The following is a 15,134-nucleotide window of genomic DNA, read 5'->3' on the forward strand; positions in this document are numbered from 1 at the left end:
GGGGATGCCGCAGCTCCCCGCCCCCGCCTACCCGGCCGAGGTACTCACCCGGCTCGAAGCGGACGCGGAGGAGGTGATCGCCCGATACCCCGGCAGCCGTTCCGCGCTGCTCCCGCTGCTGCACCTGGTGCAGTCCGAGGAAGGTCACGTCTCCCGTACCGGCATGGCGTTCTGCGCCGACCGGCTCGGCCTCACCACCGCCGAGGTCACGGCGGTCGCCACCTTCTACTCGATGTACCGGCGCCGCCCCGGCGGCGACTACCAGGTCGGGGTCTGCACCAACACCCTGTGCGCGGTCATGGGCGGCGACGCCATCTTCGACCGGCTCAAGGACCACCTGGGCGTCGGCAACGACGAGACGACCGACGACGGCAAGGTCACCCTCGAACACATCGAGTGCAACGCGGCCTGCGACTTCGCCCCCGTCGTGATGGTCAACTGGGAGTTCTTCGACAACCAGACGCCCGAGAGCGCCACACAGCTCGTCGACGACCTGATCGCCGGCCGCACCGTGGAGCCCACCCGTGGCGCGCCGCTGTGCGGCTACAAGGACACGTCGCGCATCCTCGCCGGCTTCCCCGACCAGCGCCCCGGCGCGGTCGCGGCGAGCGGCGGGGCGGGCGCCGCCTCCCTGGTCGGGCTCAAGCTCGCCAAGGGCGAGACCGGCTCGCAGACACGCGTGGTCGGCCCCCGGGGCGAGGCACCGGGCGACCAGCCGCAGAAGGGCGCCGAGCACCTCAGCTCTCATGACGCGCCACAGCAGACCTCGGCCTCCGACCCGGAGCACCCGGCCGGGCCCGCCGCCGAGGAGGGGGAGTGATGACCTTGGCAGCCGAGATCGACAAGAACGGGACCAGCCCGGAGAAGCTCCTGGCCCCCGTGCTCTCCGCCTTCTGGGACGAGCCCGAGTCCTGGACCCTGGACACCTACCGCCGCCACGACGGGTACGAGGGACTGCGCAAGGCCCTCGCCATGGCACCGGACGACCTCATCGCGTACGTGAAGGACTCAGGTCTGCGCGGACGCGGCGGGGCCGGCTTCCCCACCGGTATGAAGTGGCAGTTCATCCCCCAGGGCGACGGCAAGCCGCACTACCTCGTCGTCAACGCCGACGAGTCGGAGCCCGGGACCTGCAAGGACATCCCGCTCCTCTTCGCGAACCCGCACAGCCTCATCGAGGGCATCGTGATCGCCTGCTACGCGATCCGCTCCTCGCACGCCTTCATCTATCTGCGCGGCGAGGTCGTGCCCGTACTGCGGCGGCTGCACGAGGCCGTACGCGAGGCGTACGAAGCGGGGTACCTGGGGAAGGACGCCCTGGGCCCGGGGCTCGACCTCGAACTCACCGTGCACGCCGGTGCCGGCGCGTACATCTGCGGTGAGGAGACAGCACTGCTCGACTCGCTCGAAGGGCGGCGCGGCCAGCCCCGGCTGCGTCCCCCGTTCCCCGCGGTCGCCGGCCTGTACGCCTGCCCCACCGTGGTGAACAACGTCGAGTCCATCGCCTCGGTTCCCGCGATCCTCAACAGGGGCAAGGACTGGTTCAAGTCCATGGGCAGCGAGAAGTCCCCGGGCTTCACGCTGTACTCGCTCAGCGGGCACGTCACCGGCCCCGGCCAGTACGAGGCCCCGCTCGGCATCACCCTGCGCCAGCTGCTCGACATGAGCGGCGGCATGCGGGCCGGGCACCGCCTGAAGTTCTGGACCCCCGGCGGCTCCTCCACCCCGATGTTCACCGAGGAACACCTCGACGTCCCGCTGGACTACGAGGGAGTCGGCGCCGCCGGATCCATGCTCGGCACCAAGGCGCTGCAGTGCTTCGACGAGACCACCTGCGTCGTACGGGCCGTCACCCGCTGGACCGAGTTCTACGCCCACGAGTCCTGCGGCAAGTGCACGCCCTGCCGCGAGGGGACGTACTGGCTCGTCCAGCTGCTCCGTGACATCGAGGCCGGCAAGGGCGAGATGGCCGACCTCGACAAGCTGAACGACATCGCCGACAACATCAACGGCAAGTCCTTCTGCGCCCTCGGCGACGGCGCCGCCTCGCCGATCTTCTCCTCGCTCAAGTACTTCCGCGAGGAGTACGAGCAGCACATCACCGGCAAGGGCTGCCCCTTCGATCCCGCCAGGTCGACCCTCTGGGCCGACGACGAAGACGACAAGAACGCTCACCGGGGGGTGAACGCATGACAGTCACCACGAGTGCGCCCTCCGGGGGCGGCGAGGCGGCCACCCCGCCCGAGGACCTGGTCACGCTCACGATCGACGGCATCGAGATCAGCGTGCCGAAGGGCACCCTGGTCATCCGCGCAGCCGAACTCCTGGGCATCGAGATCCCGCGCTTCTGCGACCACCCGCTCCTCGACCCGGCCGGCGCCTGCCGGCAGTGCATCGTCGAGGTCGAGGGCCAGCGCAAGCCGATGGCGTCCTGCACCATCACGTGCACCGACGGCATGGTCGTGAAGTCGCAGATCACCTCGCCGGTCGCGGAGAAGGCCCAGAAGGGGGTGATGGAGCTCCTGCTCATCAACCACCCCCTGGACTGCCCGGTCTGCGACAAGGGCGGCGAGTGCCCCCTGCAGAACCAGGCGATGTCGCACGGCGGCGCCGACTCCCGCTTCGACGGGAAGAAGCGCACCTTCGAGAAGCCCGTGCCCATCTCCACCCAGGTGCTGCTGGACCGTGAGCGGTGCGTGCTCTGCGCACGCTGCACCCGGTTCTCCAACCAGGTGGCGGGCGACCCGATGATCGAGCTGATCGAGCGTGGCGCGCTCCAGCAGGTCGGTACCGGGGAGGGCGACCCCTTCGAGTCGTACTTCTCCGGCAACACCATCCAGATCTGCCCCGTCGGGGCGCTCACCTCGGCGGCGTACCGCTTCCGTTCCCGGCCCTTCGACCTGGTGTCGACGCCCTCGGTGTGCGAGCACTGCGCCGGCGGCTGCGCGACCCGGACCGACCACCGGCGCGGGAAGGTCATGCGGCGGCTCGCCTCCAACGACCCCGAGGTCAACGAGGAGTGGCTCTGCGACAAGGGCCGCTTCGGCTTCCGCTACGCCCAGCAGCGCGACCGGCTCACCACTCCGCTGGTGCGCAACGCCGAGGGTGTGCTGGAGCCGGCGAGCTGGCCCGAGGCACTGGAGGCCGCGGCGGCCGGGCTCGGGGCGGCACACGGCAGGACCGGTGTCCTCACCGGCGGCCGGCTGACCGTCGAGGACGCCTACGCCTACAGCAAGTTCGCGCGGGTCGCCCTCGGTACGAACGACATCGACTTCAGGGCCCGCGTCCACAGCGCCGAGGAGGCCGACTTCCTGGCCGCCCGGGTGGCCGGACGCGGACGTGACCTGGACGGCAGCGGGGTCACCTACACCTCGCTGGAGAACGCGCCGGCCGTCCTGCTGGCCGGATTCGAGGCCGAGGAGGAGGCGCCCGGCGTCTTCCTGCGACTGCGCAAGGCCCACCGCAAGCACGGGCAGCGGACGTACTCGCTCGCCTCGCACGCCACCCGCGGCCTCGTGAAGGCGGGCGGCACGCTGCTGCCCGCCGCACCCGGCACGGAGACCGAATGGCTGGACGCCCTCGCGGGCGGGGTCGGCCTGGAGGGCGACGGAGCCGTGGCGGCGGAGGCGCTGCGCGGCGAGGGCGCCCTGATCGTGGTTGGCGAGCGGCTCGCAGCGGTGCCCGGCGCGCTGACCGCCGTCGTACGCACCGCAGCCGCCACCGGCGCCGCACTGGTGTGGATCCCGCGCCGGGCCGGCGAACGCGGCGCGCTGGAGGCCGGCGCGCTGCCGTCGCTGCTGCCCGGCGGCCGTCCCGCGACCGACCCGCGGGCCCGGGAGGAGGTGGCGTCCGTGTGGGGCGTCGCCCAACTCCCGTCCCGCTTCGGCCGCGACACCGGCCAGATCGTGGAGGCCGCAGCCGAAGGCGAACTCGCCGCACTGCTGGTCGCGGGAGTCGACCCCGAGGACCTGCCCGACCCCGCGAGGGCTCTCCGGGCACTCGACGAGGTCGGCTTCCTGGTCTCGCTGGAGCTGCGGCCCGGCGCGGTCACCGAGCGCGCCGACGTGGTCCTGCCCGTCGCCGCGGTCGCGGAGAAGCCCGGCACCTTCCTCAACTGGGAGGGCAGGGCGCGGATGTTCGAGGCCGCGCTGAAGCCCGAGCAGATGCCGAGGACGCTCTGCCCGACCGACGCGCGGGTGCTGCACATGCTGGCCGACGCGCTCGACGTACACCTCGCGCTGCCCGACCTGCGGGCGGCCCGCCGTGAACTCGACCGCCTCGGCGGCCGGCAGGGCGCGCACGCCGACGACCCGCGGGTGACGTCCCGCCCGGTGCCCCGGCCCGGTGACGGCGAGGCGGTCCTGGCGGGCCACCGGATGCTGCTCGACCGCGGCCGGCTCCAGGAGGGCGACGAGGCGCTGGCCGGCACGCGGCACGCGGCCGTCGCCCGGCTCTCCGCGGCCACCGCCGCCGAGTCCGGGGTGAGGGACGGCGACCTGCTGGCCGTCACCGGCCCCGCCGGCACCACCGAACTCCCGCTGGCGGTGACCGAGATGCCCGACCGGGTGGTGTGGGTGCCGCTCGACTCCGTCGGCCGGGGCGTTCCCGCCGACACCGGCGCCCTGCCGGGCGGACTGGTCAGGATCGGTCCGGCCGCCCCGGGTTCCCACGTCGCGACATCGGAGGTAGGAGAGTGACCGGCCTCGCCCAACTCGCCGCTGCGCCACGGGGTGCCGTCCTCGCAGCCGAGGACCTCTCCATGTTCGGCACGGACCCCTGGTGGCTCGTCGTCGTCAAGGCGGTCTTCTGCTTCGCGTTCCTGATGCTGACCGTGCTCTTCTCCATCGTGTGGGAGCGCAAGGTCGTCGCGTGGATGCAGCTGCGCATCGGCCCCAACCGGCACGGCCCCTGGGGCATGCTCCAGTCGCTCGCCGACGGCATGAAGCTGATGCTGAAGGAAGACGTCGTCGTCAAGCGGGCCGACAAGGTCGTCTACATCCTGGCCCCGGTCATCGCCGCGGCCCCGGCGTTCATGGCGATCGCGGTGATCCCGTTCGGCCCCGCCGGCAACGAGGTCTCGATCTTCGGCCACCGCACGACGATGCAGCTGACCGACCTGCCGATCGCGATGCTCTACATCCTCGCGGTCGCCTCCGTCGGCATCTACGGCATCGTGCTGGCCGGCTGGTCCTCCGGATCGACGTACCCGCTGCTCGGCGGGCTGCGCTCCTGCGCCCAGATGATCAGCTACGAGATCGCGATGGGCGCCGCGTTCGCCTCGGTGTTCCTCTACTCGGGCTCGATGTCGACGTCGGAGATCGTGGCGGCCCAGGAGGACCGCTGGTTCGTCCTGCTGCTCCCGGTCTCGTTCATCATCTACATCATCACGATGGTCGGTGAGACGAACCGGGCCCCGTTCGACATGCCGGAGTCCGAGGGCGACCTGGTCGGCGGCTTCAACACCGAGTACTCCTCGATCAAGTTCGCGATGTTCATGCTCGCCGAGTACGTCAACATGGTCACCGTCTCCGCGGTCTCCGTGACCCTCTTCCTGGGCGGCTGGCGGGCTCCGTACCCGGTCAGCACCTTCTGGGAGGGCGCGAACCACGGCTGGTGGCCGATGCTCTGGTTCGTCCTCAAGGTGCAGCTGCTGCTGTTCTTCTTCATCTGGCTGCGCGGCACGCTTCCCCGGGTCCGCTACGACCAGCTGATGAAGCTCGGCTGGAAGGTCCTGATCCCGGTCTCGGTGGTCTGGCTGATGCTGGTCGCGACCGTCAGGGCGCTGAACAACGAGGGCTACGACTTCGCGAGCATCCTGCTGTACGTCGCGGGAGCCGTCATCGCCGTACTGCTCATCTCCTTCGTCGCCGACGTCTTCCGGGACCGCAGGGCCAGGGCCGCCGACGAGGCGGCCGGACCGGAACCGGCGTTCGACCCGATGGCGGGCGGATTCCCGGTGCCCCCGCTGCCGGGCCAGACGATGCCGCCGGTGCCGAGGCGCGGGTCGCGGCGTGAGCGGGAGCTCGTTGTCAGTGGCGCCCCGGACACTCGGAGTGACGAACACGCGAGTACGGCAAGCCCGGGCGCCGAAGGTTCCGGTGCCGGAAGTTCGAGTGACGGAAGGGAGGCCGACGGTGTCTGAGTCATCAGATCCCTCAGGGGAGAAGTTCCAGAATCCTGTGGCCGGCTTCGGCGTGACCTTCAAGGCCATGTTCAGGAAGCGGCTGACCGAGCAGTATCCGGAGACGCCGAAGGTGACGGCGCCGCGCTTCCACGGCCGGCACCAGCTCAACCGCCACCCGGACGGGCTGGAGAAGTGCGTCGGCTGCGAGCTGTGCGCCTGGGCGTGCCCCGCGGACGCGATCTACGTGGAGGGCGCGGACAACACCGACGAGGAGCGCTACTCCCCGGGAGAGCGCTACGGCCGCGTCTACCAGATCAACTACGCGCGCTGCATCCTGTGCGGACTCTGCATCGAGGCGTGCCCCACCAGGGCACTGACCATGACGAACGAGTTCGAGCTCGCCAACACCACCCGCGAGAGCCTCATCTACACCAAGGACGAGCTGCTCGCCGGGCTGGAGGAAGGCATGGTCGACAGTCCGCACGCGATCTTCCCCGGCATGGACGAACAGGACTACTACCGGGGTCTGGTGACCGAGGCCGCGGACGGCACGGAGCGTCAGACCGCGGTCTCCAAGGGAGAGAAGGGGGTGGACGCATGAGCCCCGCCCTGGCCGCTGCCGCCACCGCCACCTCGACCGGCGAGGCCGTCCAGTTCTGGCTGCTCGGCGCCGTCGCCGTCATCGGCGCGCTCTCCACGGTCCTGATGAAGAAGGCGGTGCACAGCGCGCTGTCGCTCGCCGGCACCATGATCGTGCTGGCGGTCTTCTACCTCGCCAACGGCGCGTACTTCCTGGGCATCGTCCAGGTCGTCGTCTACACCGGCGCGATCATGATGCTGTTCCTCTTCGTGGTCATGCTCGTCGGCGTCACGGCGGCGGACTCGCTGAAGGAGACCCTCAAGGGCCAGCGCTGGCTTGCCGCCGCCTGCGGAATCGGCTTCGGCATCCTGCTGATCGCCGGTATCGGACAGGCGTCCCTGAAGTCGTTCAACGGTCTCGGCGCGGCGAACGCCAGGTACGGCGGAAACGTCGAGGGACTGGCCAACCTCATCTTCACCAAGTACGTCTTCGCCTTCGAGATCACCGGCGCCCTGCTGATCACGGCGACCGTCGGCGCGATGCTGCTCACGCACCGCGAGCGCACGGAGCGCCCGAAGACGCAGCGGGAGCTCTCCCAGGAGAGGGTGCGCGGCAGTCACCTCCCGCCGCTGCCCGCCCCCGGTGTCTACGCCCGGCACAACGCCGTGGACGTCGCCGGACTGCTCCCGGACGGCACCCCGTCCGAGCTCACCGTCATGCAGACCCTGCGGCAGCGCGGACAGATCCGCGACGTGTCCAGCGAGTCGCTCGCCGACCTCAAGGCACTGGAACAGCGCTCCGTGGAGCGACTGGGCCGTGACGGCGGGACGTCGGACGGCCACGCGGAGGAAGAGGAGGAGGTCGCAAAGTGAATCCGGTCAACTACCTCTACCTCGCGGCCCTTTTGTTCACGATCGGCGCCTCCGGTGTGCTGATCAGGCGGAACGCGATCGTGGTGTTCATGTGCATCGAGCTGATGCTCAACGCCTGCAACCTCGCGCTCGTCGCGTTCTCCCGGATGCACGGCAACCTCGACGGCCAGATCATCGCCTTCTTCACGATGGTCGTCGCCGCCGCGGAGGTCGTCATCGGGCTCGCGATCATCGTGTCGCTGTTCCGCTCCCGCCACTCGGCCTCGGTCGACGACGCCAGCCTGATGAAGCTGTAAGGGGTCGGAATCGTGGAAAACCTGATTGCGCTGCTCGTAGCGGCGCCTCTGCTCGGAGCGGCGGTCCTGCTCTGCGGCGGCCGCCGGCTCGACCGGGCCGGACACTGGATCGGCACGGTGCTCGCCGCCGCGTCCTTCGTCATCGGTGCCGTGCTGTTCACCGACATGCTGGGCAAGGGCGCCGAGGACCGCGCCCTGTACCAGCACCTGTACAGCTGGATCCCCGTCGAGGGGTTCCAGGCCGACGTGGCCTTCCAGCTCGACCAGTTGTCGATGACGTTCGTCCTGCTGATCACGGGTGTGGGCACGCTGATCCACATCTACTCCATCGGCTACATGGAGCACGACGAGCGGCGTCGCCGCTTCTTCGGCTATCTGAACCTGTTCCTCGCGGCGATGCTCATCCTGGTCATCGCCGACAACTACCTGCTGCTGTACGTCGGGTGGGAGGGCGTCGGTCTGGCGTCGTACCTGCTCATCGGCTTCTGGCAGCACAAGCCCAGCGCGGCCACCGCGGCGAAGAAGGCCTTCCTGGTCAACCGGGTCGGCGACATCGGCCTGTCCATCGCGATCATGCTGATGTTCACCACCTTCGGCACCTTCGCCTTCGGCCCGGTGTTCGACGCGACCGGGGAGACCAGCGAGGGCAAGCTCACCGCGATCGGGCTGATGCTGCTCCTCGCGGCCTGCGGCAAGTCGGCCCAGGTGCCGCTGCAGTCGTGGCTCGGTGACGCGATGGAGGGCCCGACCCCGGTCTCGGCCCTCATCCACGCCGCCACCATGGTCACCGCCGGTGTGTACCTCATCGTCCGCTCCGGTGCCGTCTTCAACGCCGCGCCCGACGCCCAGTTGGTCGTCGTGGTCGTCGGAGCCGTCACCCTCGTCTTCGGTGCGATCGTCGGTTGTGCGAAGGACGACATCAAGAAGGCCCTCGCGGGTTCGACGATGTCGCAGATCGGATACATGATCCTCGCCGCGGGCCTGGGGCCCATCGGCTACGTCTTCGCGATCATGCACCTGGTCACGCACGGCTTCTTCAAGGCGGGGCTCTTCCTCGGCGCCGGTTCGGTCATGCACGGCATGAACGACGAGGTGGACATGCGGAAGTACGGCGGCCTGCGGAAGTACATGCCGGTCACCTTCGTCACCTTCGGCCTCGGCTACCTCGCGATCATCGGGTTCCCGGGCCTGTCCGGCTTCTTCTCCAAGGACAAGATCATCGAGGCGGCCTTCGCCAAGGGCGGCACCGAGGGCTGGATCCTCGGCTCCGTCGCCCTGCTGGGCGCCGCGATCACCGCGTTCTACATGACGCGCGTGATGCTGATGACGTTCTTCGGGGAGAAGCGCTGGCAGCCCGACGCGGACGGCCACGAGCCGCACCCGCACGAGTCGCCCAAGTCCATGACGATCCCGATGATCGTGCTGGCCTTCGGGTCGGTCTTCGCCGGAGGCTTCTTCTCCATCGGCGACCGGTTCATGCACTGGCTGGAGCCGGTCACCGGACACGACCACGGACACGCCCCGGTCAGCGCGACCACCGTCACCGCCGCCACCATGGTGGTGCTCGTCGTCGGTGTCGCCATCGCCTGGGCCATGTACGGGCGCAAGCCCGTACCCGTCGCCGCGCCGCGCGGCTCGCTGCTCACCAGGGCGGCCCGCCGCGACCTCCTCCAGGACGACTTCAACCACGTGGTCCTGGTCCGCGGCGGCGAACACCTCACCCGCTCCCTGGTCTACGTCGACCACACCCTGGTCGACGGCGTCGTCAACGGCACGGCCGCGACGATGGGCGGGCTCTCCGGCCGGCTGCGCAAGCTGCAGAACGGCTACGCCCGCTCCTACGCGGTCTCGATGTTCGGCGGTGCGGCGGTACTCATCGCCGCGACCCTGCTGATGAGGGCGGTCTGATCATGTCCTTTCCCCTGCTGACGGCGACGGCGGCGCTCCCGGCCATCGGCGCGATCGCCACCGCCGCCGTCCCGGCCGCACGCCGCACCGCCGCCAAATGGCTCGCGCTGCTCGTCTCGCTGGGCACCCTGCTCCTCGCGGGCATCGTCTTCGCCCGCTTCGAGCCCGGTGGCGAGCGCTACCAGCTCACCGAATCGCACGCCTGGATCAAGGACTTCGGCGTCCGCTACGAACTGGGCGTCGACGGCATCGGGGTCGCGCTCCTGGCGCTCACCGCGCTGCTGATCCCCTTCGTCGTCCTGGCGGGCTGGCACGACGCCGACCCCCTGGAAACGCATTCCAGCCGCTGGCGGCCGACCCAGGGCTTCTTCGCCCTGATCCTCATGGTCGAGGCGATGGTGATCCTCTCCTTCGTGGCCACCGACGTCTTCCTCTTCTACATCCTCTTCGAAGCCATGCTCATCCCGATGTACTTCCTCATCGGCGGCTTCGGGGACCGCGCGCACTCGGGCAGCGACGAGAACGCGGCGGCGCAGCGCAGCTACGCGGCGGTGAAGTTCCTCCTCTACAACCTCGTCGGCGGCCTCATCATGCTGGCCGCGGTCATCGGCCTCTACGTCGTCGCGGGGAGCTTCTCGCTCTCCGAGATCGCCGAGGCCAGGGCCAACGGCTCGCTGGACATGGCGACCTCCACCGAGCGGTGGCTGTTCCTCGGGTTCTTCTTCGCCTTCGCGGTGAAGGCCCCGCTGTGGCCGCTGCACACCTGGCTGCCCAACGCCATGGGCGAGGCGACCACCCCGGTGGCCGTCCTGATCACCGCGGTCGTCGACAAGGTCGGCACCTTCGCGATGCTCCGCTTCTGCCTCCAGCTGTTCCCCGAGGCCAGCAAGTGGGCGACACCGGTGATCCTCGTCCTGGCGCTGATCTCCATCGTCTACGGCGCACTGCTCGCCGTGGGCCAGCGGGACATCAAGCGGCTCATCGCCTACGCGTCGATCTCGCACTTCGGGTTCATCGTGCTGGGGATCTTCGCGATGACCAGCCAGGGCCAGTCGGGTGCCACTCTCTACATGGTCAACCACGGCATCTCGACGGCCGCGCTGATGCTGGTCGCCGGATTCCTGATCACCCGGCGCGGCTCGCGGCTCATCGCCGACTACGGCGGGGTGCAGAAGGTGGCCCCCGTCCTGGCGGGGACCTTCCTGATCGGCGGTCTGGCCACGCTCTCGCTGCCCGGCCTGGCGCCGTTCGTCAGTGAGTTCCTGGTCCTGGTCGGGGCGTTCAGCGCGTATCCGGTGGCCGGCGTCATCGCCACCGTGGGCATCGTGCTCGCCGCGCTCTACGTCCTCGTGCTCTACCAGCGGACGATGACCGGACCGGTCCGGGAGGGGATCGGGGGCATGCCCGACCTCAGGGTCCGTGAACTCGCGGTCGCCCTGCCGCTGATCGCCCTGCTGATCTTCCTGGGCGTCTTCCCGAAGCCGCTCACCGATGTCGTGAACCCGGCGGTGCAGCACACCATGCAGGACGTACAGAAGAAGGACCCCCAGCCCGAGGTGGAGGCCGCCAAGTGAGCGCAACAGCTGTCCACAGCCTGTGGACGACGGCGGGCGGGGTGACATCGGCCGCTCCGGGAGACGCGTTCCCCGCGCCGAACATCGAGTACGCCCAACTGGCACCCGTCCTGATCGTGGTCGGCGTCGCCGTCCTCGGCGTCCTGGTGGAGGCGTTCGTCCCACGCCGGTCCCGCTACACCGCGCAGGTGTTCCTGACGGTCGTCGCCCTCGCCGCGGCGTTCGCCGCGGTGATCGGCCTCGCCGCCGACGGGTACGCCACGAAGAACGCGCACATCGCCGCCATGGGCGCCATCGCCGTCGACGGCCCGGCCCTGTTCCTCCAGGGCACCATCCTGCTCGTCTCGATGGTCTCCGTCTTCACGTTCGCCGAGCGCCGCCTGGACCCGGCATCGAACGGCAACCGTGTGGACTCCTTCGCCGCACAGGCAGGTTCGGTCCCGGGCAGTGAGGGGGAGAAGGCGGCCGTCAAGGCCGGCTTCACCACGACAGAGGTCTTCCCGCTGGTCCTCTTCTCCGTGGCGGGCATGCTCGTCTTCCCGGCGGCCAACGACCTGCTGACGCTGTTCATCGCGCTCGAGGTCTTCTCCCTCCCGCTCTACCTCCTGTGCGCCGTCGCCCGCCGCAAGCGGCTGATGTCGCAGGAGGCGGCGGTGAAGTACTTCCTGCTCGGCGCCTTCTCCTCGGCGTTCCTCCTCTTCGGGATCGCCCTGCTCTACGGCTACTCGGGCACCGTCTCGTACGCGGGCATCGCGAACGTCGTCGACGGGACCGTCCAGCAGATCGACCCGGCGCTCGCCGACACCATGGGCAACGACGCGCTGCTGCTGATCGGTGGGGCGATGATCCTCATGGGCCTGCTCTTCAAGGTCGGCGCGGTGCCGTTCCACATGTGGACCCCGGACGTCTACCAGGGCGCCCCGACCCCGGTCACGGGCTTCATGGCCGCGGCCACGAAGGTCGCCGCGTTCGGCGCGCTGCTGCGCCTGCTGTACGTGGTGCTGCCGGGGCTCACCTGGGACCTGCGCCCCGTCATGTGGGGTGTCGCGATCGTCACGATGCTGGGTGGCGCGATCGTCGCGATCACCCAGACCGACATCAAGCGGCTCCTCGCCTACTCCTCGATCGCGCACGCCGGCTTCATCCTCGCCGGTGTCATCGCGGCCAGCCCCGAGGGCATCTCGTCCGTCCTCTTCTACCTGGCCGTGTACTCCTTCGTGACCGTCGGCGCCTTCGCCGTCGTCACGCTGGTGCGCGACGCGGGCGGCGAGGCGACGCACCTGTCGAAGTGGGCCGGGCTCGGCCGCCGCTCGCCGCTGACCGCGGCGGTCTTCGCGGTGTTCCTGCTCTCCTTCGCCGGTATCCCGCTCACCTCGGGCTTCTCCGGGAAGTTCGCCGTCTTCAAGGCGGCGGCGGACGGCGGCGCGAGCGGTCTCGTCGTCGTCGGTGTGATCTCGTCGGCCATCGCCGCCTTCTTCTACATCCGGGTCATCGTCCTGATGTTCTTCAGCGAGCCGAAGGCGGACGGCCCCACGGTCGCCGTCCCGTCCCCGTTGACGATGACCACGATCGCCGTCGGAGTCGCCGTGACCCTGGTGCTGGGCCTCGCCCCGCAGTACTTCCTGGACCTGGCGAGCCAGGCCGGAGTGTTCGTGCGGTAACGCGCCGCAGCACACGACGACGCCGGACGGGCCCTGGAAGTCAAGCCCGTCCGGCGCTGTCGTACCTGGCGCCTATGGTTGCCGGTGAGACGGTTTCACGGCGACACGGACGGCACGGACGGGCGGAACGGGACGATGGGTGTGACGACCGAGAGCGTGGCGCAGCAGACGCTGCACCGGGTATTCGGGTACGAGGCGTTCCGCGGCGAGCAGGGCGCGGTGATCGACCACGTGATCGCCGGCGGCGACGCGGTCGTGCTCATGCCCACGGGTGGCGGCAAGTCCCTCTGCTACCAGATCCCCGCCCTGGTCAGGCCGGGCACCGGCATCGTGGTCTCCCCGCTGATCGCGCTCATGCAGGACCAGGTGGACGCCCTGCGCGCCCTCGGCGTCCGCGCCGGGTTCATGAACTCCACGCAGGACTTCGACCAGCGCCGCTCGATGGAGGCCCAGTTCCTGGCCGGTGAGCTCGACGTGCTCTACCTGGCGCCCGAGCGGCTGCGCCTGGACTCCACACTCTCCCTGCTCGCGCGCGGCGAGATCTCCGTCTTCGCCATCGACGAGGCGCACTGCGTCGCCCAGTGGGGCCACGACTTCCGTCCCGACTACCTGGCCCTGTCCGTCCTGGGGGAGCGCTGGCCCGGTGTGCCGCGCATCGCGCTGACCGCCACCGCGACGGACGCCACCCACCGCGAGATCACCCAGCGGCTCGGTATGCCCGAGGCCAGGCACTTCGTCGCCAGCTTCGACCGGCCCAACATCCAGTACCGCGTCGTCGGGAAGTCCGACCCGAAGAAGCAGCTGCTCACCTTCCTCAAGGAGGAGCACGCGGGGGACGCCGGCATCGTCTACTGCCTCTCCCGCAACTCGACGGAGAAGACCGCCGAGTACCTCTGCCGCAACGGCATCGAGGCCGTGGCGTACCACGCGGGCCTGGACGCCGGGACGCGAGCGGCCAACCAGTCGCGCTTCCTGCGCGAGGAGGGCCTGGTCGTGGTCGCGACCATCGCCTTCGGCATGGGCATCGACAAGCCGGACGTGCGCTTCGTCGCCCACCTCGACCTGCCGAAGTCCGTCGAGGGGTACTACCAGGAGACCGGCCGGGCCGGCCGTGACGGGGCGCCGTCCACGGCCTGGATGGCGTACGGCCTCCAGGACGTCGTCCAGCAGCGGAAGCTGATCCAGGGCGGCGAGGGCGACGAGGCCTTCCGGCGGCGGGCGGCCTCGCACCTCGACTCGATGCTGGCGCTCTGCGAGACCGTCCAGTGCCGCAGGGCCCAGCTCCTGACGTACTTCGGCCAGGAGCCCGGGGAGCAGGCCTGCGGCAACTGCGACACCTGCCTCACCCCGCCCGAGACCTGGGACGGCACGGTGGTCGCGCAGAAGCTGCTGTCGACCGTCGTCCGGCTTAAGCGGGAGCGGAACCAGAAGTTCGGGGCCGGCCAGATCATCGACATCCTGCTGGGCCGCAAGACCGCGAAGATCATCCAGTTCGACCACGACCAGCTCTCGGTGTTCGGCATCGGCGAGGAGCTCGCGGAGGCGGAGTGGCGGGGTGTGGTGCGCCAGCTGCTGGCCCAGGGGCTGCTCGCAGTCGAGGGGGAGTACGGCACGCTGGTGCTGACCGAGGAGAGCGGCACCGTGCTCGGCCGGGAGCGCGAGGTGCTGCTGCGCAAGGAGCCGAAGAAGCCGACGTCCAGGTCCGGCGGCGGCGAGCGCAAGGCCAAGTCGGCCGCCGCGGTGGCCGACCTGCCGGCGGAGGCCGTCCCGGTCTTCGAGGCGCTGCGCGCCTGGCGCGGCGCCCAGGCCAAGGAGCTGGGCCTCCCGGCGTACGTCATCTTCCACGACGCGACCCTGCGGGAGATCGCGGCACTGCGCCCCGGTTCCCTGGCGGAGCTGGGCGGGGTCAGCGGACTGGGCGAGAAGAAGCTGGCGACGTACGGCGAGGGAGTCCTGGAGGTGCTGGCCGAGCTGGGGGCTCCGGCTCCGTCGGCGGCCCCCGAAGCGGAAGCTGCCCCCGCGCCGGCCCGTGCCCCGGTGCCGGCGGCCCGGCCCGCCGTCCGGGAAGCGGATCCGGAGTTCGGCTGGGACGAGGAGCCGCCCGAGTTCGAGTGAGCCG

General features: G+C 70.1%; 11 protein-coding genes. All 11 read left to right on the plus strand.

The genetic code is table 11. The features are described 5' to 3' along the window. Nucleotides 1-4 precede the first annotated feature (4 nt). The 11 genes from nuoE (at nt 5) to recQ (ending at nt 15,130) form a co-directional block, all read left to right on the plus strand. On the plus strand, nt 5-820 hold the full coding sequence (gene nuoE, locus AB0I83_RS09380) for an NADH-quinone oxidoreductase subunit NuoE (protein ID WP_363304388.1): 816 nt from the start codon (nt 5-7) through the stop codon (nt 818-820). Continuing rightward, nucleotides 820-2,193 (plus strand): NADH-quinone oxidoreductase subunit NuoF, encoded by a 1,374-nt coding sequence (nuoF, locus tag AB0I83_RS09385; RefSeq protein ID WP_363304189.1) that lies wholly within the window; start codon nt 820-822, stop codon nt 2,191-2,193. The genes nuoE and nuoF overlap by 1 nt, the downstream gene beginning before the upstream one ends. After that, complete coding sequence (locus AB0I83_RS09390; protein WP_363304190.1) at nt 2,190-4,697, plus strand: NADH-quinone oxidoreductase subunit G; 2,508 nt, start codon at nt 2,190-2,192, stop codon at nt 4,695-4,697. The genes nuoF and AB0I83_RS09390 overlap by 4 nt, the downstream gene beginning before the upstream one ends. Further along, nucleotides 4,694-6,142, plus strand: coding sequence for an NADH-quinone oxidoreductase subunit NuoH (gene nuoH, locus AB0I83_RS09395; RefSeq protein WP_363304191.1), 1,449 nt, complete (start codon nt 4,694-4,696; stop codon nt 6,140-6,142). Before AB0I83_RS09390 ends, nuoH begins: the two co-directional genes overlap by 4 nt. Beyond that, entirely contained in the window at nt 6,135-6,725 is a 591-nt protein-coding gene (nuoI, locus tag AB0I83_RS09400) for an NADH-quinone oxidoreductase subunit NuoI (RefSeq protein WP_356537383.1), read from the plus strand. The genes nuoH and nuoI overlap by 8 nt, the downstream gene beginning before the upstream one ends. Further along, nucleotides 6,722-7,576, plus strand: a complete 855-nt coding sequence (locus AB0I83_RS09405) for an NADH-quinone oxidoreductase subunit J (RefSeq protein WP_356840198.1) — start codon at nt 6,722-6,724, stop codon at nt 7,574-7,576. The genes nuoI and AB0I83_RS09405 overlap by 4 nt, the downstream gene beginning before the upstream one ends. Continuing rightward, entirely contained in the window at nt 7,573-7,872 is a 300-nt protein-coding gene (gene nuoK, locus AB0I83_RS09410; protein WP_033297526.1) for an NADH-quinone oxidoreductase subunit NuoK, read from the plus strand. The genes AB0I83_RS09405 and nuoK overlap by 4 nt, the downstream gene beginning before the upstream one ends. A gap of 12 nt (nt 7,873-7,884) precedes the next feature. Next, entirely contained in the window at nt 7,885-9,780 is a 1,896-nt protein-coding gene (nuoL, locus tag AB0I83_RS09415) for an NADH-quinone oxidoreductase subunit L (protein WP_356537379.1), read from the plus strand. A gap of 2 nt (nt 9,781-9,782) precedes the next feature. Next, on the plus strand, nt 9,783-11,354 hold the full coding sequence (locus AB0I83_RS09420; protein WP_363304193.1) for an NADH-quinone oxidoreductase subunit M: 1,572 nt from the start codon (nt 9,783-9,785) through the stop codon (nt 11,352-11,354). Further along, complete coding sequence (nuoN, locus tag AB0I83_RS09425) at nt 11,351-13,015, plus strand: NADH-quinone oxidoreductase subunit NuoN (RefSeq protein WP_363304194.1); 1,665 nt, start codon at nt 11,351-11,353, stop codon at nt 13,013-13,015. The genes AB0I83_RS09420 and nuoN overlap by 4 nt, the downstream gene beginning before the upstream one ends. Before the next feature lie 135 nt (nt 13,016-13,150). Beyond that, nucleotides 13,151-15,130: a DNA helicase RecQ gene (recQ, locus tag AB0I83_RS09430; protein ID WP_363304195.1), complete on the plus strand. Its 1,980-nt coding sequence runs from the start codon at nt 13,151-13,153 to the stop codon at nt 15,128-15,130. Nucleotides 15,131-15,134 lie beyond the last annotated feature (4 nt).

This window comes from Streptomyces sp. NPDC049970 (assembly GCF_040660235.1).
Lineage (GTDB): Bacteria > Actinomycetota > Actinomycetes > Streptomycetales > Streptomycetaceae > Streptomyces.